The 24,401-nt window shown below is 68.0% G+C and carries 19 protein-coding genes; 8 read left to right on the plus strand and 11 right to left on the minus strand.

The window, feature by feature from the left end; all coding sequences use genetic code 11:
* Window positions 1–66: 66 nt before the first annotated feature.
* Window positions 67–2,793 carry an alpha-ketoglutarate dehydrogenase gene (mdeB, locus tag HWX00_RS07500; RefSeq protein ID WP_175027042.1) on the minus strand — a complete coding sequence of 909 codons (2,727 nt, stop codon included), beginning with the start codon at window positions 2,791–2,793 and terminating at the stop codon, window positions 67–69.
* Window positions 2,794–2,956: 163 nt separating this feature from the next.
* Between mdeB and HWX00_RS07505 the strand changes: the two genes are divergently transcribed.
* From HWX00_RS07505 to HWX00_RS07515, 3 genes are all read left to right on the plus strand, one after another.
* Complete coding sequence (locus HWX00_RS07505; RefSeq protein ID WP_049032659.1) at window positions 2,957–3,484, plus strand: Lrp/AsnC family transcriptional regulator; 528 nt, start codon at window positions 2,957–2,959, stop codon at window positions 3,482–3,484.
* A gap of 180 nt (window positions 3,485–3,664) precedes the next feature.
* Window positions 3,665–5,386 carry a ubiquinone-dependent pyruvate dehydrogenase gene (gene poxB, locus HWX00_RS07510; RefSeq protein ID WP_069704398.1) on the plus strand — a complete coding sequence of 574 codons (1,722 nt, stop codon included), beginning with the start codon at window positions 3,665–3,667 and terminating at the stop codon, window positions 5,384–5,386.
* A 366-nt stretch (window positions 5,387–5,752) separates the two neighbouring features.
* Complete coding sequence (locus tag HWX00_RS07515; RefSeq protein ID WP_034188538.1) at window positions 5,753–6,343, plus strand: class I SAM-dependent methyltransferase; 591 nt, start codon at window positions 5,753–5,755, stop codon at window positions 6,341–6,343.
* A gap of 79 nt (window positions 6,344–6,422) precedes the next feature.
* On the opposite strand, the gene HWX00_RS07520 is transcribed toward HWX00_RS07515, so the two are convergent.
* From HWX00_RS07520 to HWX00_RS07530, 3 genes are all read right to left on the minus strand, one after another.
* Window positions 6,423–7,562 (minus strand): acyltransferase family protein, encoded by a 1,140-nt coding sequence (locus HWX00_RS07520; protein WP_069704399.1) that lies wholly within the window; start codon window positions 7,560–7,562, stop codon window positions 6,423–6,425.
* A complete protein-coding gene (blaOXA, locus tag HWX00_RS07525; protein WP_175027043.1) occupies window positions 7,559–8,368 on the minus strand; it encodes an OXA-1043 family class D beta-lactamase in 810 nt (269 codons plus the stop codon). Before blaOXA ends, HWX00_RS07520 begins: the two co-directional genes overlap by 4 nt.
* Before the next feature lie 324 nt (window positions 8,369–8,692).
* Window positions 8,693–9,844, minus strand: coding sequence for a porin (locus HWX00_RS07530; protein WP_034188535.1), 1,152 nt, complete (start codon window positions 9,842–9,844; stop codon window positions 8,693–8,695).
* A 551-nt stretch (window positions 9,845–10,395) separates the two neighbouring features.
* Here HWX00_RS07530 and HWX00_RS07535 point away from each other — a divergent pair.
* The 3 genes from HWX00_RS07535 (at window position 10,396) to HWX00_RS07545 (ending at window position 13,305) form a co-directional block, all read left to right on the plus strand.
* On the plus strand, window positions 10,396–11,433 hold the full coding sequence (locus tag HWX00_RS07535) for an ABC transporter substrate-binding protein (protein ID WP_049028946.1): 1,038 nt from the start codon (window positions 10,396–10,398) through the stop codon (window positions 11,431–11,433).
* A 70-nt stretch (window positions 11,434–11,503) separates the two neighbouring features.
* Window positions 11,504–12,469: an ABC transporter permease gene (locus HWX00_RS07540; RefSeq protein ID WP_034188532.1), complete on the plus strand. Its 966-nt coding sequence runs from the start codon at window positions 11,504–11,506 to the stop codon at window positions 12,467–12,469.
* Between the two features lie 14 nt (window positions 12,470–12,483).
* Window positions 12,484–13,305, plus strand: a complete 822-nt coding sequence (locus tag HWX00_RS07545; protein WP_175027044.1) for a quaternary amine ABC transporter ATP-binding protein — start codon at window positions 12,484–12,486, stop codon at window positions 13,303–13,305.
* Window positions 13,306–13,323: 18 nt separating this feature from the next.
* Here HWX00_RS07545 and HWX00_RS07550 read toward each other — a convergent pair whose 3' ends face one another.
* Window positions 13,324–14,355 (minus strand): NAD(P)H-quinone oxidoreductase, encoded by a 1,032-nt coding sequence (locus tag HWX00_RS07550; RefSeq protein ID WP_049028945.1) that lies wholly within the window; start codon window positions 14,353–14,355, stop codon window positions 13,324–13,326.
* Window positions 14,356–14,477: 122 nt separating this feature from the next.
* Between HWX00_RS07550 and HWX00_RS07555 the strand changes: the two genes are divergently transcribed.
* The gene (locus HWX00_RS07555; protein ID WP_051700989.1) at window positions 14,478–15,386 is read left to right on the plus strand and encodes a LysR family transcriptional regulator; all 909 of its coding nucleotides are present in this window, start codon (window positions 14,478–14,480) and stop codon (window positions 15,384–15,386) included.
* Between the two features lie 119 nt (window positions 15,387–15,505).
* Here the strand turns inward: HWX00_RS07555 and HWX00_RS07560 are convergent, their stop codons facing one another.
* On the minus strand, window positions 15,506–16,213 hold the full coding sequence (locus HWX00_RS07560; protein ID WP_063896734.1) for a hypothetical protein: 708 nt from the start codon (window positions 16,211–16,213) through the stop codon (window positions 15,506–15,508).
* Between the two features lie 109 nt (window positions 16,214–16,322).
* On the opposite strand from HWX00_RS07560, the gene HWX00_RS07565 reads away from it, so the two are divergent.
* Window positions 16,323–17,225 carry a LysR substrate-binding domain-containing protein gene (locus HWX00_RS07565; protein ID WP_034188529.1) on the plus strand — a complete coding sequence of 301 codons (903 nt, stop codon included), beginning with the start codon at window positions 16,323–16,325 and terminating at the stop codon, window positions 17,223–17,225.
* Between the two features lie 40 nt (window positions 17,226–17,265).
* On the opposite strand, the gene HWX00_RS07570 is transcribed toward HWX00_RS07565, so the two are convergent.
* The 5 genes from HWX00_RS07570 to HWX00_RS07590 all read right to left on the minus strand — a co-directional run bounded on the left by HWX00_RS07570 (window position 17,266) and on the right by HWX00_RS07590 (window position 24,281).
* Window positions 17,266–18,933 (minus strand): GMC family oxidoreductase, encoded by a 1,668-nt coding sequence (locus tag HWX00_RS07570; protein WP_175027045.1) that lies wholly within the window; start codon window positions 18,931–18,933, stop codon window positions 17,266–17,268.
* A 16-nt stretch (window positions 18,934–18,949) separates the two neighbouring features.
* Window positions 18,950–20,167 carry a mandelate racemase/muconate lactonizing enzyme family protein gene (locus HWX00_RS07575; protein ID WP_175027046.1) on the minus strand — a complete coding sequence of 406 codons (1,218 nt, stop codon included), beginning with the start codon at window positions 20,165–20,167 and terminating at the stop codon, window positions 18,950–18,952.
* Complete coding sequence (locus HWX00_RS07580; protein ID WP_226193680.1) at window positions 20,164–21,486, minus strand: MFS transporter; 1,323 nt, start codon at window positions 21,484–21,486, stop codon at window positions 20,164–20,166. The genes HWX00_RS07575 and HWX00_RS07580 overlap by 4 nt, the downstream gene beginning before the upstream one ends.
* Window positions 21,487–21,595: 109 nt before the next feature.
* Entirely contained in the window at window positions 21,596–23,020 is a 1,425-nt protein-coding gene (aldA, locus tag HWX00_RS07585; RefSeq protein WP_175027048.1) for an aldehyde dehydrogenase, read from the minus strand.
* A gap of 322 nt (window positions 23,021–23,342) precedes the next feature.
* Complete coding sequence (locus HWX00_RS07590; RefSeq protein ID WP_049028939.1) at window positions 23,343–24,281, minus strand: LysR substrate-binding domain-containing protein; 939 nt, start codon at window positions 24,279–24,281, stop codon at window positions 23,343–23,345.
* Between the last annotated feature and the right edge of the window lie 120 nt (window positions 24,282–24,401).

A 24,401-nucleotide genomic window follows, 5' to 3' on the forward strand; every position in this document is an offset into this window, starting at 1 on the left:
AGGGGCCGGGCGAACGCGGCGCTCGGCGGCTTGAAGCCGCTCGACGTGCCCGGTCGCGTTGCCCGATCAGCGCTGCCATGGCGCACCGCCTGGATGCGAGGTCTTGCCGAGACGCTCGCGTGCGTCGCGCACGACGGTCGCATCGAGTGCGCCGTCATCGGCGAGCGCCTTCAGCGCGGCGAGCACGATGCTCGCGCGATCGACCTCGAAGAATGCGCGCAGCGCGTCGCGCGTGTCGCTGCGGCCGAACCCGTCGGTGCCGAGCGTCACGTAGCGGCGCGGCACGTAGGCGCGGATCAGCTCGGGCACCGCGCGCACATAGTCGGTCGCGGCGACCACCGGGCCCTGCGTTCCTTCAAGCATCCGCGTGACATACGACGATGCCGCCCCGTCGCCAAGCCGCGACAGCCGTTCGGCTTCCATCCCGTCGCGGTGCAATTCGCTGAAGCTCGTGACGCTCCAGACGGCCGCGTCGATCCCCCAGCCGTCCTGCAGCATCCGCTGCGCGGCGAGCACTTCGCCGAGAATCGCGCCGGCGCCGAACAACTGCACGCGCGCGGCCGCGTTCGAGGCGGACGGCAGCCGGTGCATGCCCTTCAGGATGCCTGCGCGACGAGCGACCGGATCGTCGCCGGGGATCGACGGCTGCGCGTAGTTCTCGTTCATGACGGTCACGTAATAGAACACGTCGCGCTGCTGCTCGACCATCTCGCGCATGCCGGCATCGACGATCGTCGCGACTTCGTACGCGAACGCCGGGTCGTACGCGCGGCAGTTCGGAATCGTCGACGCCGCGAGATGGCTGCTGCCGTCCTGGTGCTGCAGGCCTTCGCCGCCGAGCGTCGTGCGGCCCGCTGTCGCGCCGACGAGGAAGCCGCGCGAGCGCTGGTCGGCGGCGGCCCAGATCAGGTCGCCGATGCGCTGGAAACCGAACATCGAGTAGTAGATGTAGAACGGCAGCATCGGCAGGTCGTGCACGCTGTACGACGTCGCCGCGGCGATCCACGACGACACCGCGCCGGCTTCCGAAATCCCTTCCTCGAGAATCTGCCCGCGCGTGTCCTCGCGGTAGTAGAGCATCGAGCCGAGATCCTCGGGTTCGTAGCGCTGGCCGAGCGGCGAGTAGATGCCGACCTGCCGGAACAGGCTCGCCATGCCGAACGTGCGCGCTTCGTCGGCCACGATCGGCACGACGCGCGGGCCGAGGTCGCGATCCTTCAGCAGCGCTGCCAGCATGCGCACGAGCGCCATCGTCGTCGACATCTCGCGGTTCGCCGCGTCCAGCGCGAACGCACCCCAGGCCGGTATCGGCGGGACGGTCAGTCCTTGCGATGCCGCCATCCGCCTTCTGGGCAGATAGCCGCCCAGGGCAGCCCGGCGGGCATGCAGGTAACGCATCTCCGGGCTGTCTTCCGCTGGCTTGTAAAACTTCAACTGCTCGACGTCGCTGTCCGACAGCGGCAACCGGAAACGGTCGCGGAACGCCTTCAGGTCGTCGACGTCGAGCTTCTTCTGCTGGTGGGTCGTCATCCGCCCCTGGCCGATCGTGCCCATCCCGTAACCCTTCATCGTCTTCGCGAGGATCACCGTCGGCTGGCCGCGATGGGCGAGCGCGCGCGCATACGCGGCGTGCAGCTTGAGCGCGTCGTGGCCGCCGCGGCGCAGGCGGTCGATTTCCGCATCGGTCAATTGCGCGGCGAGCGTGTCGAGCGCCGGGTCGCGGCTGAAGAAGCGTGCACGGTTGTACGCGCCATCGTTCGCGGAGAAGGTCTGGAACTGGCCGTCGACGGTGTCGGCGAACGCGCGGGCGAGCGCGCCGGCGTGATCGCGCGCGAACAGCGGATCCCAGTCGGAACCCCACAGCACCTTGATCACGTTCCAGCCGGCGCCGGCGAACAACGCCTCGAGTTCGTCGATCACGCGGCCGTTGCCGCGCACCGGGCCGTCGAGCCGCTGCAGATTGCAATTGATCACGAACACGAGGTTGTCGAGCCCTTCGCGCGCGGCGAGCGACAGCGCGCCGAGCGATTCGGGTTCGTCCATTTCACCGTCGCCGAAGAAGCCCCACACGGTGCGGTTCGCGGTGTCCGCCAGGCCGCGATGCTGCAGGTAGCGCATGAAGCGCGCCTGGTAGATCGCGTTGATCGGGCCGATGCCCATCGAGCCGGTCGGGAACTGCCAGAAGTCGGGCATCAGCCACGGATGCGGATACGAGCACAGGCCGGGCCCGGCGATTTCGCGGCGGTAGTGCTTCAGGTGTGCCTCGTCGAGGAAGCCTTCGAGATACGCGCGTGCATAGACGCCCGGCGACGAATGCGGCTGGAAGTAGACGAGATCGCCGCCGGAACCGCCGTCGTCATGCCCTTCGCCCGTCGCCGCGCGGAAGAAATGGTTGAAGCCGACTTCGAACAGGTCGGACGCCGACGCATAGCTCGCGATGTGTCCGCCGAGCTCGCCGTATGCACGGTTCGCGCGCACGACCATCGCGAGCGCATTCCAGCGCAGCGCGGCCGACAGACGCGCTTCGAGATCGGCATCGCCCGGATACGGCGGTTGTTCGTGCGCGGCGATCGTGTTCACGTACGGCGTGACCGGGCCGCGCGATGCAGCAAGACCGCGCGTGCGCGCGTGCGCGGTCAGGCGATCGAGCAGGAACTGCGCGCGATCCTGGCCGACGTGAGCGACGACCGCGTCGAGCGCCTCCAGCCATTCGGCGGTTTCTTCGGGGTCGGCATCGGCATGCGCGAGGCCCGCGCGCCGCGTGGCGTCAATTCCGTTCGACAGGTCCGTCATCGCAGGTCTCCCGCACGCCGGTTCGGGCGGCGCGCAATCAGTGGCAATCGGTCGAATCATGCTACCCGTCGATCCGCAAAATATGCGTCTGATTTCATTGGAGTTTCACGGTCTGATAGTGTAAATATTCCGGTTATCGCCACTCTCTCGGAATATTTCGATCATGAGCGCAAACCCGCGGCGGCTCGACCGCATCGACATCGGCATCCTGAACCAGCTTCAGCAGAACGCGCGGATCACCAACGCGGAACTCGCACGCGCGGTGAACCTGTCGGCCACGCCGTGCTTCAACCGCGTGCGCGCGCTGGAGAAGCTCGGGCTGTTCCGGCAGCAGGTCACGCTGCTCGATCCCGAGCCGCTCGGGCTGCGGATCAACGTGTTCATCCAGGTCAGCCTGGAAAAACAGGTCGAGGATGCGTTGCAGCGCTTCGAGGAGGCGATCTCGCAGCGGCCCGAGGTGATGGAGTGCTATTTGATGTCGGGCGACGCCGATTACCTGTTGCGCGTCGTGATGCCCGACATGCGCACGCTCGAGCGCTTCATCATCGAGCGGTTGACGACGATCCCCGGCGTGTCGAACATCCGCTCGAGCTTCGCGCTGAAGCAGGTGCGCTACAAGACCGCGCTGCCGCTGCCGGCGGCGGGGCTCACGCTCGTCGATCCGGACGAGGCGGCGTCCGACTGGAGTTGAGCGCGCGCCAGCCGACGAAGCGGCGACGATTGCCTGACATGACCGAAAGGAACGGGCCGGGACGCCTGTGGGCTTCGCGACGCGGTGCGGCACGATCGCGTATGCTCGTTTGGTCGCCGGCGAAGGCAGCCGCCGGAGCCGGTTCATTCGTGTGGCGACCGATCAACGAGCGAGGGCATCATGGCAAGACAGACGATGGCGGAATACCTGGCGAAGACGCTGGCGGCAGCGGGCGTCGAGCGCATCTGGGGCGTGACGGGCGACAGCCTGAACGGCCTGTCGTTCAGCCTGAGCCAGATTGGCTCGATCCGCTGGATGCATACGCGGCACGAGGAAAGCGCCGCGTTCGCGGCCGGTGCCGATGCCGCGTCGACCGGCCGGCTCGCGGTGTGCGCCGGCAGCTGCGGCCCCGGCAACCTGCACCTGATCAACGGGCTGTACGACTGCCACCGCAATCACCAGCCGGTGCTCGCGATCGCCGCGCACATTCCGTCGACCGAGATCGGCCTCGGCTACTTCCAGGAAACCCATCCGCAGGAACTGTTCCGCGAGTGCAGCCACTTCGCCGAACTCGTGACGAACGCGTCGCAGTTCCCGCGCGTGCTCGCGCGCGCGATGCGTACCGCGATCGACGAGCGCGGCGTCGCGGTGATCGTGCTGCCGGGCGACATCGCGCTCGGCGACGGCCCGGACGAGGCGCCGGCATGGAGCGAATCGGCGCCGCCGTCGATCCTGCCGGCCGATGCCGATCTCGACCGGCTCGCGGCCCTGCTCAACGCATCCGACGCGGTCACGCTGCTGTGCGGCAGCGGCACGCAGGGCGCGCACGACGAAGTGGTCGCGCTGGCCGACACGCTCGGCGCGCCGGTCGTGCATGCGCTGCGCGGCAAGCAGTTCGTCGAATGGGACAACCCGTTCGACGTCGGGATGACGGGGCTGATCGGCTTCAGCTCGGGTTATCACGCGATGGAATCGTGCGACACGCTGCTGATGCTCGGCACGGATTTCCCGTACCGGCCGTTCTATCCGGCGAATGCGAAGATCGCGCAGATCGACTGGAAGGGCTCGCAGCTCGGTCACCGCGCGCCGCTCGCGCTCGGCCTCGTCGGCACCGTGAAGGAAACGATCGCGGCACTGCTGCCGCGCCTGACGCGCAAGACGCAGCGGCGTTTCCTCGAGAACGCGCTGAAGCACTACGCGGCCGCGCGCAAGGGGCTCGACGATCTCGCGGTGGCCGAGCCGCCCGGCCGCGCGATCCATCCGCAGTACCTGACGAAGCTCGTCGACGACGTCGCGGCCGACGACGCGATCTTCACGGCCGACGTCGGCACGCCGACGTTGTGGGCCGCGCGCTACCTGACGATGAACGGCAAGCGGCAGCTCCACGGCTCGTTCAACCACGGGTCGATGGCGAACGCGATGCCGCAGGCGCTCGGCGCGCAGGGCGCGCATCCGGGGCGGCAGGTCGTGTCGCTGTCCGGCGACGGCGGGCTGTCGATGCTGCTCGGCGATCTGCTGAGCGCGCGCCAGCTCAACCTGCCGATCAAGATCGTCGTGTACAACAACAGCCTGCTCGGCTTCGTGTCGATGGAGCTGAAGGCGGCCGGTTATCTCGATACGAACGTCGACCTGAGCCCGACGGACTTCGCGGCGATCGCGAAGGGCGCGGGTATCTTCAGCGTGCGGGTCGAGCACTCGGAGAACGTCGAGCACGCGTTGCGCACGGCGTTCGAGCATGACGGACCGGCCGTCGTCGACGTCGTGACGTCGAAGTACGAACTCGCGATGCCGCCGAAGATCGAGCTCGCGCATGCGAAGGGCTTCAGCCTGTTCATGCTGCGCGCGATCCTCAGCGGGCGCGGCGACGAGATCGTCGAGCTCGCGAGAACCAACCTGCGGTGACGGCAGCGCGTGCGCCGCATGGCGGCCGCGTCGGGAACGCCGGCGCGGCCGCTCGCATCGACGGCCGGCGCGCGCGCCGCGATAGCGGCCGCGCGGCAGCCGATCCGGCTCGTCGGCGCACGTGAGCGCGTGCATATGCTGCAGTGCGTCGATCGCCGGTCGGGCACGAATTGATCAGGCAAATCAGGGACAATCTTCACGTCGCCTTAAGTTTGCGTTTCCTAGAATCGATTGATCGCCGCGCGTCCCGCGGCGGACCGATTCGCCCAGGAGGATGCGCATGCCGAAGCACCGTGTCGCCGTAGCCTTGTTCCACGCAGTCATCCGCCTGTCGAGGCCGATGACGCAACCGCTCGAGGGTCGCCGATGATGTGGCCGAACGCATGGCGGGTCTCGGCGCTGTTCGTGCGCGAGTGGGTCGGCCGTCCGGCCGCGGTGGGGGCGTTGTGCCCGAGTTCGCGGCACCTGGCGCGCGAGATGGCCGACGCGGTACCGGCTGGCGACGGGCTGGTCGTCGAGCTCGGCGGCGGCACCGGCGCGATCACCGCGGCGTTGCTCGAGCGCGGCGTCGCGCCGCGGCGCCTCGTCGTGGTCGAACGCTCGCCCGCGTTCGTGCGGCATCTGCGACGGCGCTTTCCCGGCATCACGATCGTGTCGGGCGATGCGCGGCAGCTCGAGCGGCTGCTGCCGCCCGATGCGCGCGTCGATGCGATCGTGTCGTGCCTGCCGCTGCGCACGCTGCCGCGCGAGGACGTGGCGGCGATCGTCGATCAATGTCACCGCGTGCTGTCGGCCGACGGCGTGATGATTCAGTTCACGTACGACCTGCGGCCGCCGCGCCGCCATCCGCTCGGCGATGCGGCATTCGTCGCCAGCGGCAGCCGGATCGTCTGGGCGAATCTTCCGCCCGCGCGCATCGTGACCGTGCGCTGCGCCGCCGCGGAATACGCGGGCTGACTCGATCGAAACGTCGTAAGCGGACCCTGGCCGTTTTTTCCGTTTTCGCCGCCGCGCGACAGGGATCGCCGCCGCCGCGCTACACGCGTGCGCGGTTCGTCACTTGCACCGCCGGCCGTAACGCGAGCCGCTTGATCAGGCGGTCGAGCGGCGTCGCGTAGCCGCGCGCGATGACGGCACTCAACCCGGCCGACAGCACCAGATACGCGACGAGCAACGCCAGCTTGCCGTCTCCGTGCGTGCCCGACGGCGGCCACACCGTGCGCAACGCGCCGAGCACGATCAGGTGGAACAGATACAGCTCGTAGCTGAGCCGGCCGCTCCAGCGCAGCGGCGCGAGCACGCGACCGTGCGCGCGTTCGCGTTCGGCATGCGCGCCGATCAGCAGCACGGCGGTGCCGAGCGCCATCGCGGAGATGCCGGGCACATGGCTTTCGGCAATCGGCCACGCGAGATAGAGCGCCGTCATTCCCGCTGCGACGAGCCATTGCACGGGCGCGGCCGCGAGCACCTGCCAGCGCGCGCGTTCGGCCAGCAGCGCGGTGCAGCAGCCGATCGCGATGCCGTCGAAGCATGCAAAGTACGCATAGAGGAAGCCGCCTTCGTCGCCCGGATGCGTGTAGCGATACACGGGGCCGATCGCGGCGATCAGCAGCCAGAACGCGAACAGCCGCCCGTCGCGGCGCAATGCGATGCACAGCAGCGGAAACGACAGGTAGAACACCTCCTCGACCGACAGCGACCACAGCACGCCGAGCGCGTAATTGACCCAGCCGTATGCGCCGATCAGCACGTTCATCCAGAACGTGAGCGACGCGAGGTTCACGAGCCAGTACGACACGGCGATGCCCTGCGGCGCATGGTTCGTGAAGATCGGCACGCCGGCCGCCGCGAGGCCGTTGACGAGCGCGAGCAGCAGAAGCAGGCAAGGGACGATCCGCGCGATACGCGACACGTAGAACGCGCGTACGTCGAGCGCGCCGAGGCTGCCCCAGCGGCGGCGCGCATTCGACGTGATCAGGTAGCCCGAGATCGCGAAGAACATCGTCACGCCGTAGTTGCCGTTGCGCACGATCGCGTGGATCGTGTCCCAGCCGAGCACGCGCGCGAGCGCGGTGTCGCGCAGCGGATACGCGATGTTGAAGTGATGCAGCAGCACGAGCAGGATCGACACGCCGCGCAGCAGGTCGATGCGTGCGTTGCGCCATCCGGTGCTCATGGCGACCGGCCCGCTTCGGCGAGTGCCGGCAGCGCCGCGAGGAACGTGTCGCGCGAGCGCAGGCCGGCATTCGGCGTCTGCCGCGTGTCGTCCTGGATCAGGTTCGCGAACACCAGCGTGCGCGATCCCTTCGTCGCCCAGCCGACGAACCAGCCGTACGCATGCGCGCCGTCGTATTTGAGACCCGGCGAGCCGGTGCCGGTCTTGCCGTGCACGATCCAGCCGCCCGGTTGCGCGTCGATCAGCGTGATGCGCTCGGTCATGTCGTACGCATGCGCGCTGACGGGCAGCGTGCGGCGCACGATCTTGCGCATGAACGCGACCTGTTCGAGCGGCGAGATCCGCAGCGACGAATTGGCCCACGCGCCCATCACGCCGCTCAGTTCACCCTGCTTGCTGGTGACGTCGGCGTTGCCGTAACCGAACGCGCTGGTGTACTGCTGGAAGCGTGCCTGTCCGAGCGCCTGCGCGACCTGCTCCGAATACCAGAAGATCGACAGCTTCATCCAGCGCGCCGGGTCGGTCGGTTCGCGCCACGGCGCACCGCCCCAGTCGGGGTAGCCGGCGTGGAAGTCGAGCGTGGGCGTGTGCTCGTCCGTCAGCACGCCGGCGTCGAAACCCATCAGGCTGATCGCGACCTTGAACGTCGATGCGGACGTGACGCGGGTCGCGCAGTCGCCTTGCTGCACGAGCACCCGGCCGGTGGCGGCGTCGGCGACGACGGTGCAGACGGGATGGGCATGGGCGGATGCGGCGGCCAGGAGGCCCGTGGAGAAGGCCAACAGCGCGGGGCGCCAGTGCTTCAAGTGTTGCTCCCTGGAAAGCGTGCGGAAGTTGCGCGGGGCGGGCGGGGAAGCGGGCAGCCGCGCAATCGGAACGACGGCCTGCTTTGAAGGGGAGGGCGGATCGCGGCCGTCGGGATCACACAGTGTATCGGCTGATCGCGGGCCGTTGACCTGTCATGGTTGACGGGGTGCGTGCGGCTTTCGGCGGATGGGGCTGCCGGCGCCCGTCACGGCACGGCGTGATCCATGAAAAACCCCGCCGGCAGGCTGGCGCTTGCGGGCGGGCGAAGACACCTCGGGCCGACCGGCGCGGGTGTCGCGTGAAGGAGGGAGAACCGGGTTGCGTCAGAACTTGTGGCGCAGCGCGAGGCGCACGGCCACCTGGTTCGACGTCGACGACGGTGCGTCGGTGCCGGGGATGAAAGCGTTGTCGAGGATCGAGTTCGTCTTGTCGCCGGCGATGTGCTGGTACGCGGCCTGCACGTACACGTCGGTGCGCTTCGACAGGTTGTAGTCGGCCATCAGCCCGACCGAGTGGATTTTCGGCTTCGCGTCGCCGGTCGATGCGTCGTACTTCTCGAGCGACAGGACGTACTGCGCGCCGACCATGAATGCCGGCGTGATCTGGTACGAGCCGTTCACCTCGAAGTTCTGGTACTTGATCGCGCTGACCGTCGCCCCCGGCGCGATGATCGCGCCCGGCGTGCCGAGGTAGCCGTTGCCGGTCGGGTTCTTGTAGTTCGAGTTCGTATACGCGAAGCCGACGGTCGCGGGCCCGAACGAGTAGTTGATGCCCGCGCCGAACACGCGCATGCGCTCGGCGATGTAGCTCGCGTCGTTCGCGGTGATCGCACCGGCCGAGCCGTCGCCCGGGCGGTTCGCCTGCAGGTAGGCGGCGCCGATCAGCAGCCCGTTGTTCTGGTACTGCGCGCCGAAGCTGTAGGCGCGGTTGTCCGAGAAGTTCGTGCTGTTGCTGAAGCTGTACGCGCCGCCGAACTGGAAGCCGCCGAAGTTCGGGCTCGCGTACTTGACGGTGTTGTCGAGCCGGAACGAGTTGTCGGTGTTGTCGTTGTCGAATGGATGCGCGAGCAGGTAGCCGCCCCAGTTGCCGTTGGCGGTGGTCGGCGCGAGATAGTCGACGACGGAATCGTACTGGCGGCCGAACGTCAGCGTGCCGTACTGCGTCTGGCTCAGGCCGACGTACGCCTGGCGGCCGAACATGCGGCCGCCCTGGTTGAGGCGGCCGGTGTTCACGTCGAAGCCGTTTTCGAGCTGGAAGATCGCCTTCATGCCGCCGCCGAGATCCTCGCTGCCCTTCAGGCCCCAGCGGCTGCCTTGCGCGTAGCCGCTGGCCATCTCGTAGACGTGGCCGGTGCCGACGTTGTTCGTGTAGTTCAGGCCTTCGTCGATCACGCCGTACAGCGTGACGCTGCTTTGCGCGAACGCGGGCGCTGCGAAGGTTGCCGTCACGGCGAGCGCCGTCAGGGTCTTTTTCATTGAGATCTCCGGGATATCCAGCGTGTATCGGTTGTCGTGAGCGCGTCCGGCGAGGCGCGCCCCCGTCATCCGGGGCGATCCGGCGCCGCGCGCGGCGCCGGCAACGTGCGGCGGCGCGGCAACGGCAGCGTCGGGTCGTGTCTCCTCCGATGACACCGCGCATTCTTCCCAAGCCGATACGGATTCGAAAGCGAGTAATTTCGATGGACGGGATCGGGTTCGCCAATGGGGGCGGCGCAGGCCGTTTCGACAGTCGAAACGGCGGGGACGGCGCGGCCGTTCGACACCGGCCGGGCGGCGTTCGAACAGGCGCCCGCGCCGGGCCGTGACCGGCTGCCTGCAATCGCCTGCAAGGCCCGTCCGGCGGGCCTCCTGGGGGCGACGGCGATCGATTGGCGCCGCCGATTGCAATGATCGGAATTACTCGTTTCCCTAAACAAAATGGCCGCTCGAACATGCAGGCTGACCGGACGTGGATGCATTCACGATGCGCCGGTTGCCGCGCATGCCGCGACGCACAAACAACAGATTCGATTTGGAGACGACCCACCATGCAGATTCGACGACTGAAAACGGTCCTTCTCGCCGCCGCGGCGATCCTGTCCGCGCCCGCGGCCCATGCGGCCGGCGGCGCGTGCGCCGACGGCAAGACGGTCCATTTCGCGGGCATCACATGGGAGAGCGGGTCGTTCGCGACCGAGGTGCTGCGGCAGATCATGGAGAAGGGCTACGGCTGCAGGACGGACGTCGTGCCGGGCAGCACGGCCGCCACCGAAACGGCGCTCGCACGCAACGACCTGCAGATCTGGGCCGAGCAGTGGACGGGCCGCAGCGAGATCACCGCGAAGGCCGTCTCGTCGGGCGCCGTGAAGCTGATCGGCGACACGCTGCCCGGCGGCACCACCGAAGGCTGGTTCGTGCCCGACTACGTGGTGAAGGGCGATCCGGCGCGCAACATCAAGCCGGTCGCGCCGGGGCTCGCGTCGGTCGACGATCTGCCGAAGTACAAGCAGGTGTTCGCCGACGAGGAGGAGCCTGACAAGGGCCGCTTCCTGAACTGCCCGACCGGCTGGGACTGCGAGCGCGTGAACACGCGCCTGTTGCGCGTGCTGAAGCTCGACCAGTCGTACACGAACTTCCATCCGGGCACGGGCGCGGCGCTGGATGCGGCGATCGCGTCCGCGTACCAGCGCGGCGCGCCGATCGTGTTCTATTACTGGGGCCCGGCCGCGCTGATGGCGAAATACAAGTTCACGGCGCTGAAGATGCCGGCCTTCAACGAAGCATGCTGGAAGACGTTGCGCGACGAGAGCAGCACGCACCAGTGCGCGTCGTCGTACATGGTGTCGCGGCTGACGGTCGGCGTGTCGAAGCCGTTCGCCGATGCGAACCCCGATCTCGTCGGCGTGTTCGGCAAGGTGCGGTTTCCGATGGACTTCCTGAACCAGACGATCCTCGAGATGACGACGAAGAAGATCGACGGCGCGGCGATGGCCACGCAGTTCCTGAAGACCCGCCCGGACATGTGGAAGCAGTGGGTGCCGGCCGACGTCGCGCGGAAGATCGCCGGCAGCCTGAAGGGCGCGTAACCTGCGCGCGGCGGTGGGCCCGCGCTCGCCGCCGTCGTCACGCGCCTTCGCGGCGCGACGGAGAATCAACATGAACGGCTTCTTCCTGCACCTGTCGATCGCCGATTGGGTCAACCGCGCGCTCGAGACGTTCGTCGCGCAATACGGCGACAGTTTTCATCACTTCAGCACGCTGCTGCTGCGCTACCTGCTCGTGCCGCTCGAAGGCGCGTTGCGCATGGCGCCGCCGTGGCTCGTGCTGCTGGTCGTCGGCGCGATCGCGTGGAATGCGACGCGCCGCATCGGCCTCGGCGCGCTCTTCATGCTGCTGCTCTACGCGATCGGCTGCTTCGGCCTGTGGGACAAGCTGATGCAGACGCTCGCGCTGATGCTCGTCGCGACGGTGCTGTCGGTCGCGATCGGCGTGCCGGTCGGCATTCTGGCGTCGCGCAGCGCGTGGTTGCGGCGGATGCTGCTGCCGGTGCTCGACGTGATGCAGACATTGCCGAGCTTCGTCTACCTGATCCCGGTGCTGATGCTGTTCGGCCTCGGCAAGGTACCCGCGATCCTCGCGACGATCATTTACGCGCTGCCGCCGCTGATCCGCCTGACCGATCTCGGCATCCGCCAGGTCGATCCGGACGTGACGGAGGCCGCACGCGCGTTCGGCACCACGCGCTGGCAGCTGCTCGTCAACGTGCAATTGCCGCTCGCGCGGCCGAGCATCATGGCCGGCATCAACCAGACGACGATGATGGCGCTGTCGATGGTCGTGATCGCGTCGATGATCGGCTCGCGCGGGCTCGGCGAGGACGTGCTCGCGGGCATCCAGACGCTCGACGTCGGCAAGGGCACGCAGGCCGGTCTCGCGATCGTGATTCTCGCGATCGTGATCGACCGGATCAGCCAGGGCTTCGGTCAGGAGCGGCGCGCGCGGCGGCGGCTTGCGCAGCAGCGCCGGCAGAAGGGAGCATCGCGCGTGCCGTACCGGCTGCCGCGCAACGCGTCGGCGCCGAGCGTCGATTCGAATCAGGCGACGCAATCGTCGCGCGCATAGGAGCGGAGACAGACATGGCGACCATCGACGTCAAACACGTGCACAAGCTGTTCGGGCCGCAGGCCGCGCATGCGCGCGTGCTCGACCTGCTGCGGGCCGGCAGGCGCAAGGCCGACGTGCTGGCCGAAACCGGCTGCAACGTCGGGCTCAACGACGTGAGCCTCGGCATCGAGTCGGGCGAGATCTTCGTGATCATGGGGCTGTCGGGTTCCGGGAAATCGACGCTCGTGCGGCACTTCAACCGGCTGATCGAGCCGACGGCCGGCGAGATCGTGATCGACGGCAGCGACGTGATCAAGCTCGACGCGCACGGGCTGCGCGAGCTGCGCCGCTACAAGGTCAGCATGGTGTTCCAGAACTTCGGGTTGCTGCCGCACCAGACCGTGCTCGACAACGCCGCGTATGCGCTGCGCACGCGGGGCGGGAAGCGGCACGACGCGGCCGACGCGGCGCGCAACTGGCTGACGAAGGTCGGGCTCGACGGCTACGGCGATCATTACCCGGACGAGCTGTCGGGCGGGATGCGGCAGCGCGTCGGGCTGGCGCGCGCGCTGGCGGCCGACACCGACGTGCTGCTGATGGACGAGGCATTTTCGGCGCTCGATCCGCTGATCCGCACCGAGATGCAGGATCAGCTGCTCGAGCTGCAGACGACGCTGTCGAAGACGATCGTGTTCATCACGCACGATCTCGACGAGGCGCTGCGCATCGGCGACCGCATCGCGATCCTGCGCGACGGCACGCTCGTGCAGGTCGGCACGCCCGACGATATCCTGTCGCGGCCGGCCGACGATTACGTGAAGCGGTTCGTCGAGAAGCGCACGAGCGTGAACTGACCTGGCGCGTCGTCTTGCTCAGGCCGCACGGTGCGCGGCCGTCGTCAACACGATCTTGCCGATGTGCACGCCCGAATCGATCAGCGTGTGCGCATCGCGCGCGTCGTCGAGCGAGAAGGACCGAAACACCTGCGGCCTGACCGTGCCGGCCGCGACGTGCGGCCACAGGTGCCGTTCCAGCTCGGCGATGAGCGCGCCTTTCTCCTCGGGCGTGCGCGAGCGCAGCGTCGAGCCGATGTGCGTCAGGCGCTTGGTCATCATCGGCCACACGTCGAGTTCCTTCGCCGGCCCGTTGAGCGCGCTCACCTGCAGGATCCGGCCGTTCATCGCCGCGGCCCGGTAATTGCGCGCGACGTAGTCGCCCGCGATGATGTCGAGGATCACGTCCACGCCGCGGCCGGCGGTGATCCTGTCGACTTCGGCGACGAAATCCTCTTCCCGGTAATGCACCGCGTGATCCGCGCCCAGCCGCAGGCTCGCGGCGCGATGAGCTTCCGAGCCGACCGTCGTGATGACGGTCGATGCACCCATTGCCTTCGCGATCATCGTCGCGGTGGTGCCGATGCCCGACGCGCCGCCGTGGACCAGCACCGATTCGCCGGCCTGCAGCCGTCCGCGCTGGATCAGGTTCAGCCACACCGTCAGGAACGTTTCCGGCATCGCCGCGGCTTCGATCATGTCGAGGCCGGGCGGCAGCTTCATCGTGGTGAGGCGGTGGGCGACCGCGTATTCCGCGTAGCCGCCGCCCGTCACCAGCGCGCTGACCCGATCGCCCGGGACGAATTCGCGCACGGCCTCGCCGGTCGCGACGACTTCGCCCGCGAGCTCGAGGCCCGGGATGTCGGACGCGCCGGGCGGCGGGTGGTAGTGCCCCTTGCGTTGCAGCACGTCCGGGCCGTTCACGCCGGCGGCGTGAACCCGGATCAGCACTTCGTCGGCGTTCGGCCGCGGCACCGGGCGCCGTGTCGTTGCCAGCACCTCGGGGCCGCCGGGGCGGGTGATTTCGACTGCCGCCATGTCGGCGGGAAGGGGCGCGTGCGTACCGGACATGTTTGCCTCGCAACGGGTAGATGAGTGATCGGTGAAAAAAGTATAGGCTTCGGGGTTGATGAATTCGCGCAGCGATTTTCAAGACCACAGATGCAAATTTGCATCACTTCAGGAGAAGGCCTTTGAACTGGGACGACGCGCGGATTTTTCTCGCCATCCACCGGGAACGCAGCCTGCGCGGCGCCGCGCGGGTGGTCGGGCTCGACCAGGCGACGGTCGGCAGGCGGCTCGCGGCACTCGAGCGCGCGCTCGGCGCGACGCTGTTCCTGCGCACGTCGGCCGGTTACGTGCCGACCGCGGTGGGCGAGGTTGCGCTGCGCAACGTGGAGAAGATGGAGCAGTCGGTGATTGACCTGATGCGGCAGACCCAGGGCGTCGACCGGCGCCTTGCGGGTGACGTGCGCGTGACGACGACCGATACGATCGGGCTCGAATTCGTGATGCGCGCGATGCGCAACCTGCACGACGAGCATCCGGACGTGCGTGTGCTGCTCAACACGTCGACGCAGGTGGAGAATCTCGCCAAGCGCGAGGCGGACATCGCCATCCGCACGATCAAGCCCGACAACCCCGATCTGCTCGTGCGCCGGCTTGCTGCGTGGCCGACGGGGTTATACGCGTCGGCGGACTATCTGGACCGGCATGGCGAACCGGTGTCCGGCACCGGCTTCGACGGCCACGATCTCGTGTGCTTCCTGCCGCACCTGAATGCGCGCCGCCCGCTCACGATGGTCGGCGAGCCGGTTCGGGCCGGACGGATCGTGTCGGGGCTGAATTCGAATCTCATGCTGCGCGCGGCGGCGCGTGCCGGGCTCGGGCTCGCCGAACTCCCGGTGCCGATCGCGGAGCGAGACGGGCTGGTGCGCGTGTGGCCGGCGCGTACGTCGGCGCGCCCTTACGAAGTCTGGATGGTGACGCACAAGGATTTGCGGCATACCGCGCGGATGAGCGCGATGATCGATCACATCGTGCGGGTGTTCGACGCCGTGCCGGCATCGGGCGGTGCTTGGGGGGATGCCGGGCACGTGTGACGCGAGCCGGAAGGGCGGCAGGCCGCGACGGGATGCGGGCCGTCCGCGTCGATCGGCGCGGTGCAACGCGCCGCGCCGTGCCGTGCCGTGTTTCATTCCGGTTCGCGTATCGCCTGCCGTTACGGTTCGATCGACAGATACCGCGGATAGCGCCCGCTGCCGTAGTTGTCAGGCATCCTGCATTTCTGGTAACACTGCGTCAGCCGGAACGCGGCCTTCTCCCGGTCCGTGTCGTCGCCGTCCTGCAGCCAGATCGCGTGGCTTTTCTCCGCGAGCAGGATCAGCAGGCGCCGTCTGGTGGCCGACAGGGCCGAACGCTCCAGCAGGTCGCAGACGAGATTGGCCGTGACCATGCCGAACAGCCGGCGGTGCTCGCGGCAGTCGCTGGACGCGAGCAAGTGCATCGCTTCGGCGAATGCCGCTTCCGCCTCGGCCGCGGATTGTTGAAGCGTGATCGCGGGGAGCGCGAGTGCCGTGACGTAGAGGCGATCGTCGGCGTCGAACCGGTCGAGCGGCGCATGCAAGTCCCGCGATTTCTCGAGCACCGCATGCTGGCGATCGATCCGCCGGCGCGCATCGGCCGGTGCATCGTCGTGCGCGTCCACGAGTCGTTCGAGCGCGTCCATTCCCGCTTCCCAGTCGCCGAGATGCTCGCCGAATACATGCGTCACGAGCGCCGCCAGCTCGACGAGGTCCTGCGCGCCCATCGGGCGCGCCAGCCGTTCCCGCAGGCGGGTCGCGACCGCTATCGGCTGCTTCGTATGCTCCTGCCAGTCCCGGATCAGCAATTCGCGCAATGGCTCGTCGTGTACTTGCATTGTTTCCATGCATTCCTCCGTTCGGTTGCACAAATGGTAGGAGCGGGGATCGCGTGTGTACAGTGCAGGTTTGTCAGATATATGATGCATTCAACGCAAATCTGCGAGGAGCGCGGCGTTGAACCGGATCGACCTGAACCTGTTGCTGGCGCTGAAGGCGCTGATCGACGAGGAAAGCGTGTCGCGCGCGGCGCGCAGCCTCGATTTGAGTCCGTCCGCGATGAGCCGGACCCTTGCCCGCGTTCAGGACGCGATCGGCGACAAGGTGCTGGTACGCGCGGGCAAGGGCATGGTGGCGACCGAAACGGCGCGCCGGCTGAAGGCGCCGCTCGACCGCATCCTGCAGGATGTGGAACAGCTGCTCGGTGCGCAGCACCGGTCGATCGACGCGCAACGCGTGTTCAACATCAGCGCCAACGACGGATTCATCGATTCGTTTGCGGTGCCCATCATCGAGCAGGCGTACGCGGCATGGTCGCATGCGAAGCTGCGGTTCCTGCCCAAGCACGAGAAGACGGTGGCGCGGCTGCGCAGCGGCGAAGTCGATATCGAAATCGGCGTGATCGGCGAGACGGGGCCGGAAATCATGGTCCGCAAGCTGTTCGACGACCGCATGGTCGGCGTGCTGCGCAAAGGCCATCGGCTGGCGCGGCGCCGGATGACGCTGGACGCGTACCTGTCCGTGCCGCACATCAGCGTGTCGCGCAAAGGGCGGTTTCACGGGCCGATCGACGATGCGCTCGGCGAGCAGGGGCGCGAGCGGAACGTGATCGCTGTGGTGCCGAACTTCAAATCGGGCATCGAGCTGGCCCGGCGTTCGGACTGGATCGTGCAGGTGCCGGAGAAGCACACCGCTCAGGCCCGGCGAGACGTCGTGACGTTCGAGTTGCCGGTCGCGACGCCGGGGCTGGCGATCTCGATCATGTGGCATCCCCGCTTCGACCGGGACACGGTGCATGCCGGGCTGCGGGACCTGATCGTGAAGGTTTGCCGGCAGGTCGTGGACGCGGGGAACGGCTGAGGGCCGGCGGCCGCCGCCGGCCCTGCCGGCGTGGCGTCACTCACTGTGCGACCGTCTCCCGTTGCGTCGACGGCATGCCGGCCCGCTCCGCCAGCGCAGCCTCCGCCAGAATCAGGTCCGCGCCCTTCTCCGCGACCATCATCGTCGGTGCATTGATGTTGCCGGACGTGATGTTCGGGAAGACCGACGCATCGACGATCCGCAGCGCCTGCAGCCCGTGCACGCGCAGCGACGCATCGACGACGGACGTCGTCGCGTCGGGCCCCATCGCGCACGAGCCGCACAGGTGGTAGATCGATCCCGATTGCTCGCGGAAATACTGCAGCATCGCTTCGTCGGTGTCGACCTGCGGCCCCGGCGAGATTTCCTCGACGGTCATCGACTTCAGTGCCGGCGCGCGCATCAGCGCCCGGATCACCTTGCTGCCCTGCACGGCTTCGTCGAGATCCTTCTGCGTGGTCAGCGCGTTGATGTGGATCTTCGCGGCATCTTCCGCGCGGTTCGACGCGATCTCGATCGTACCGCGGCTGGTCGGCCGGCACGGGTTGAACGCGATCAGGAAGCCCGAATACGGCTCGGGCTTGATGCTCGCACGGTCGCTCTTCGGAATCCGGTACGACAGCGGGTTGAAGTACAGCTGCAGGTTCGGCTCCCGCACGTCAGCCGAGCCGCGGAAGAAGCCGCCGGCCTGGTTCACGCTCATCGCGAGCGGGCCGCGCTTCGTCAGCAGGTAGCGCAAGCCGATCTTCATCTTGCCGAGCAGCGTGCCCATCTCGTCGTTCAGCGTCGGCCGGTTCGCCTTGAAGTAGAAGCTCACGCACAGATGGTCCTGCAGGTTGCGGCCGACGGCCGGCAGCGCATGCACGAGCGGCACGCGCCGGCGCGCCAGCAGCGCCGGATCGCCGACGCCCGACAATTGCAGCAGCTTCGGCGTATCGACCGCACCGGCCGCGAGGATCACCTCGCGCGCCGCGACGAGCGTTTCGTCGCCGCCTGCACCGGCCACGACCACGCCGGTCGCGCGCGTGCCGTCGAACGTCACGCGCCGCACCATCACGCCCGAGCGCAGCGTGAGGTTCGCGCGCCCCAGTGCGGGCCGCAGGTACGCGAAGCTGCTCGAACAGCGCTCGCCGTTCTTCGTGTTCAGGTCGTAGATGCCGGCGCCTTCGAACTGCGCGCCGTTGAAATCGTCGGTGCGCGGCAGGTTCAGTTGAGCGCAGCCCTTCAGGAACTCGTGGACGATCGGATGCACGTCGGCCTTCATCGACGTGATGTGGATCGGCCCCGTCGAGCCGTGATGCCGCGGATCGGTGGCGCCGGCCGCGTGGGTTTCGAGCTTGCGGAAGTACGGCAGCACGTCGTCGTACGCCCAGCCGGGATTGCCGGCATTCGCCCAGTCGTCATAGTCGCTGCGTTGGCCGCGCACGTAGACCATCGCATTGATCGACCCCGACCCGCCGACCACCTTGCCGCGCGGGCAGTACAGCTTGCGGTCGGCGAGCTGCGGCTCGGGTTCGCTGTAGTACATCCAGTTGTAGCGGCGGTTGTAGTAAGTCTTCGTGAAGCCGACCGGCACCTTGAACCAGAACGAGGCGTCGCGTTCGCCCGCCTCGAGCAGCAGCACCGAGTGGCGGCCCGATTCGCTGAGGCGGTTCGCCAGGATGCAGCCGGCCGAGCCCGCGCCGACGATGATGTAGTCGTAGCTCATGTCGTGTCCTGTGCGCTCAGCCCTGCGCGGGCGCGAGATCCTTCACGTCGGCGGGTTTTTCGCCCATCTGCAGGTGCAGCCGCTCGCCCGTGTACGGCGCGTGATGGCGCACGACATCCATGTCGAGCTCGATGCCGAGGCCCGGCTCGTCCGACGGGATGATGTAGCCGTCTTCCCAGCGGATCGGCGTCTTCACGACCTCCGAATGGAACCCGCCCCACGTCATGATGCTTTCCTGGATCAGGAAGTTCGGCGTGCAGGTCGCGAGCTGGATGCTCGCGGCGGCCCCCACCGGCCCGTTGTACAGGTGCGGCGCGATCTGGGCGTAGTGCACTTCCGCGAGCGCCGCGATCTTCTTCGCCTCGAGCAGGCCGCCCACGCGCGCGACGTTCGGTTGCAGGATCGATGCGCCGCCGGCCTGCAGCAGCTTGTGGAATTCGTACTTGGTCGTCAGCCGCTCGCCGGCCGCGACCGGAATCGACGTATGCCGCGCGACGTCGGCGATCGCTTCTTCCTGCCCCGGCGGCACGGGCTCCTCGAACCACAGCGGGTCGTACTTCTCGAGCCGCTTCGCGAGCCGGATCGCCGACGACGGCACCATCTGCCCGTGCGTGCCGAACAGCAGATCGGCCTTGCTGCCGACGGCTTCGCGCACGCGCCGGCAGAACAGTTCGCAGCGGTCGAGCACTTCGAGCGACAGCTGGTGACCCGAGTAGGCCGTGTACGGGCCGGCCGGATCGAACTTGACGGCGGTGAAGCCGAGCTTGACGTTCTCGGCCGCGCATTCGGCCGCGAGATCGGGATCGTCGTAGTCGTATTCGCCCTTCGCGTTCTTCGGATACAGGTACGTGTACGAGCGCAGCCGCTCGTGGATCTTCCCGCCGAGCAGTTCGTAGACGGGCTTGCCGGCCGCCTTGCCGACGATGTCCCAGCACGCCATCTCGAGGCCGCTGACGACGCCCATCATCGTCAGGTCGGGGCGTTGCGTGAAGCCGCTCGAATACGTCTGGCGGAACAGCCGCTCGACGTGGTGCGGATCGTGGTTCAGCAGGTAGCGGTCGAACACGTCGTCGATGATCGGGCCCATCGCCTTCGGGTGGAACGTCGCCGAATAGATCTCGCCGACGCCTTCGATGCCGTCGTCGGTCTTCAGCTTCACGAAGATCCAGTACATCCCGCCGACGTGCGGCGGCGGCACGGCGACGATATGGGTGTCGAGCGAAACGATCTTCATGCGGACTCCTGGATGCGGTTGAGGCGGATTTTGAGGAACGCGGGGGCGCCCGCGCCGCAGAGCGCGATCGCCGCGATATAACCGAAATAGAGCTGGTAGCCGTGCGCGCCGGGCCAGGTCTGCGTCACGTAGCCGTTGATCAGCGGCACGAACACGTCGGGCGAGTAGCCGAGCACCGAGATCAGGCCGATCGCCAGGCCCGCGCAATGCGTCGGCACCTTGCAGTCGTCGAGCAGCGACCAGTACAGGCCGCGGATCGCGTAAGTGAGGATGCCGATGAACAGCACGAGCACGACGAGCATCGCCTGCGGGCTGTGCGCGGGCGCGGCGATCAGCCCGACGAGCGACAGCGCGGCCAGCACCAGCGCCCAGAACAGCACGGACACTTTCGACACACGGTCGCCGAGGAAGCCGCCGCCGATGCCGCCGACGGGGCGCATCCACAGCTTGAGCGTCGTGATGAAGCCGGCCGCCGTCGCGCTGAGCCCGAAGTTGCCTTCGTGCAGGTATGCCGAGAAGCTGTAGGTTGCCCAGAACACCTGGTAGCCGCAGAACACGATCGCCGCGACGAGCCACAGCTCGGGAATCGCCGCGAGCGTCCCGAGGTCGCTCAGTACGTTTCCCTTCGCGCGTTTCGTCGCCGCCGCACGGTTGTCCGTGCGTGCCGGATCCTTCGCCAGCACAAGCAGGATGCCGAGCGCGATGCAGAAGAACGCGTACAGGTGCACGACGAGCTTGAAGCCGGACGCGTCGGTGCCGCCGCGTGCCTGCGTGACGTACGCGAACAGCGTGATCGCGATCGTCGCGAGCAGTGCCTCGACGAGCCCGCGGCCGCCGTCGAGCAGCCCGAAGAAGCGGCCCTGTTCGTCGGGGCCCGCGATCATGTTCACGCGCTTGATCACGGCCGCCCAGAACGTGAGGCCGGTGGTCAGCCCCCAGCCGCCGAAGATCAGCACGAGCGTGTCGAACGACGGGCCGGTCGCGTAGACGAGCCCGAGCGCGCCCGTCGCGAGCAGCGAGAAGCAGATCAGCCAGCGCGGCGACAGGCGGTCGGCGAGCCAACCGCTCGGCAGGTAGCTGACGAGGAAGATCGTGCCGAGCGACGAGTACAGGTAGCCCAGCTGCACGTCGTCGATCCGGAAGAACTGCAGCATCGTCGGCTGGTACACCTGCCGCAGATACAGCATCGGGTAGATCGCGCCCGCGGCGATCACGAGCAGCAGCAGTTGCAGGTAGCGTTGCGCACGGGCGTGCTGCGGCGCGTGTGCGTCGTCGTGCAACGCGAGCGACGCGGCGGGCGTCGACGGTTGGGTCGGCATGATGTCTTCCTCCATCAGACTTCCTGTTCCAGGCGGTCTGCAGATTGGTCTTGTATTGATTCGGATCGGGGGCGCCGCGCACCGGAAACGGTGCGACGTCGTCGTCGCGTCAGTACTTCATGACGACGAGGCGCGTCTGCGTGAATTCGAGCATCCCGTGCTTGCCGTCGTCGCCGCCGAGGCCCGAGCGTTTCCAGCCGGCGTGGAAGCCCTGGTACGGATCGGCCGGCGTGCGGTTCACGTACAGCTCGCCCGCCTCGATCGCGTTCGCGACGGTCATCGCGGTGCGGTAGCTCTCGGTGTAGAGCACCGACGACAGCCCGAACTGGTGGTCGTTCGCGAAGCCGATGGCCTCGTCGATCGTCCGGTAGCGCAGCACGGGCATGATCGGGCCGAAGGTTTCCTCCTGCACGATCTCCATGTCCTGCCGGCAGTTCGTCAGCAGCGTCGCCGGGTAGAAGAAGCCGCGGCCTTCGGGGATCGCACCGCCGGTTTCGCGTGTCGCGCCCGCCGCGATCGCGCGTTCGACCATCCCGTGGATGTGCGTGCGCGCCGAGGCGCTGACGAGCGGGCCCATCCGCGTGGCATCTTCCGCGCGGTCGCCGCTGCGTACCGCGCTCATCTTGTCCTTCAGCAGTGCGACGAAGCGGTCATGCACGCTGTCGTGCACATACACGCGCTCGATTGCCGTGCAGAGCTGGCCGCAGTGGGTCGTCTTCGACGCGACGAGCGCGGTGGCCGCGCGTTCGAGGTCGGCGTCGGGCGCGATGATCGCGGGCGTCTTGCCGCCGAGTTCCAGCGACGGCTTCGCGATGTTCGCCTTGCAGTAGTCGAGTACCTTGCGGCCCGCGTTCACGCTGCCGGTCAGCGTGATCATGCCGACCGCCGGGTGCGTGCACAGCGCTTCGGCCGTCGCGTGGTCCATCGTCAGGACGTTGACGACGCCCGGCGGGAAGCCCGCGTCGTCGGCGGCCTTCGCGATCTCGAACGCGGACACCGGCGTGTGGTTGCTCGGTCGCACCACCACGGTGTTGCCGGCGATCAGCGCGGGCGCGACCTTGCGCAGCAGCGTGTAGACCGGATAGTTGAACGGGATCAGGCAGGCGACGACGCCGATCGGCTCGCGCTGCAGGAACAGGTTCTCGTCGGGCGTGTCGCTCGGGATGATCTCGCCTTCGATCCGGCGCGCCCACTCGGCGTGGTAGCGCGTGATCTGGCCCGCGTAGACGGCTTCGTTCGACGCGTCCTCGACGCTCTTGCCGGATTCCTGCGCAAGCGCCGCGCCGATGTCGGGCGCGCGCGCGGTCAGCGCGTCGGCGAAGCGGTGCAGGCAGGCCGCGCGCTCGGTGCTCGGCAGCTTGCGCCACGCCTTCTGCGCGGCGGCCGCGGCATCCACCGCGACGAGCACGTCGGCCGGCGTGGCGGCCGGCACGCGCGCGAACGGCGCCTCGGTGGCGGGATTGTGGACGACGAAAAACGCGTCGCTTTGCGGGGCGACGAAACGGCCGTTCACGTAGTTGCGTTCGGTGCGCATGAAGTGACTCCTCCGATGAATGCAGGCGGGTCGCTTCGGGTGGCGACACGCGCGGCGCGGGATAGAAGCCATTCTGTTCATGCGTTTAGCGCACGACAAACGACTTATTTTCGCGTCGAGCATGAGAAAAACGCACGTTACTCGGTGAATCGACCGGATTCGCCCGTCCGGCAAGGCTGTCGCGGCGGCGGTGGGACGGGCGCGGGAGGCGGCCCTGTTGCATTTTCCGACGGGTCCGAGTGCGGACCCGCGCGGGAGGCGGTATGGTGTCGCCCGCGGCCGACGGCCGACGGCCGACGCTGGCGCGGAGGCGGTGCGCAGGTCAGCCCAGCGGCACCTGCGGCAGCGGCGACGACGGTTCGAGGTGGCGTTTCGCGAGCCAGACTTCCTGCTGGAGCCAGTCGCGGAACTGGACGATGTGGGGCAGGTTCGTCTGCTCGGGCCGCGTGACGAACCAGTACGACTGGTGGCCGTCGACATGCACGTTGAGCACCTGCATCAGTTGCCCGGCGGCGAGCTCGCGCGCGACCATGTGGCGGTCGGCGATCGTGATCCCGAGACCGTCGATCGCCGCGCGGATCGCATGGTCGAGCAGGTCGAATTCGTAGCCGCCGCGCGTGTCGACGTCGGCGATGCCGGCGGCCTTCAGCCAGTGCTGCCACGTCAGGTAGCGCTGGTCGTCGGTCGCGAGCACGTGCAGCAGCGTGAAGCGGTTCAGGTCGATCGGCGCGCCGTCCTGTCGCAGCCGCGCGTACAGCGCGGGCGCGCAGACGGCGATATGCTGCTCCTGCATCAGCAGCGCGTTGTCGAAGCCGTCCCACTCGCCGTCGCCGAACCGGATCGCGCAGTCGAGCACGCGCGATTCGCCGAGGCTGTCGTGGATGCGGGTCGTCAGGCTCAGTTCGAATTCGGGATGCGCGTCGCGAAGCCGGCCGAGGCGCGGCATCAGCCAGCGCGCGGCGAAGGTCGGCGGCACGTTCGCGCGCAGGCGGTTCAGGTGGGTCTTTTCCTGCAGGCTGCGCACGGTGAGCTCGATCTTGTCGAACGATTGCTGCAGCGCGCGCAGCAGTACACGGCCGGCCGCCGTCAGTTCGAGCTGGTGATGGCGGCGCTCGAGCAGCGTTTCGCCGAGCTGGCCTTCGAGCTGGCGGACCTGGCGGCTCACCGCGCTCTGCGTCACGTTGAGCAGTTCGGCCGCACGCGTGAAGCTGCCGGTGCGGCCGGCCATCTCGAAGGCTTTCAGCGCATTCAGCGCCGGCATCTTGCGTCTCACGGGGCGGTGTCGTGTTTGGTGCGGGATGCTTATTGTAGGCGGGAGACCGAGCGCGCGGGGGCGACGACTGAAGCGATGAAGGATGCCGGACCTCCGGGTTTGCACGGC

The sequence above is a fragment of the Burkholderia seminalis DSM 23518 genome (genome assembly GCF_902832885.1).
In the GTDB taxonomy this organism is placed as follows: Bacteria; Pseudomonadota; Gammaproteobacteria; order Burkholderiales; family Burkholderiaceae; genus Burkholderia; species Burkholderia seminalis.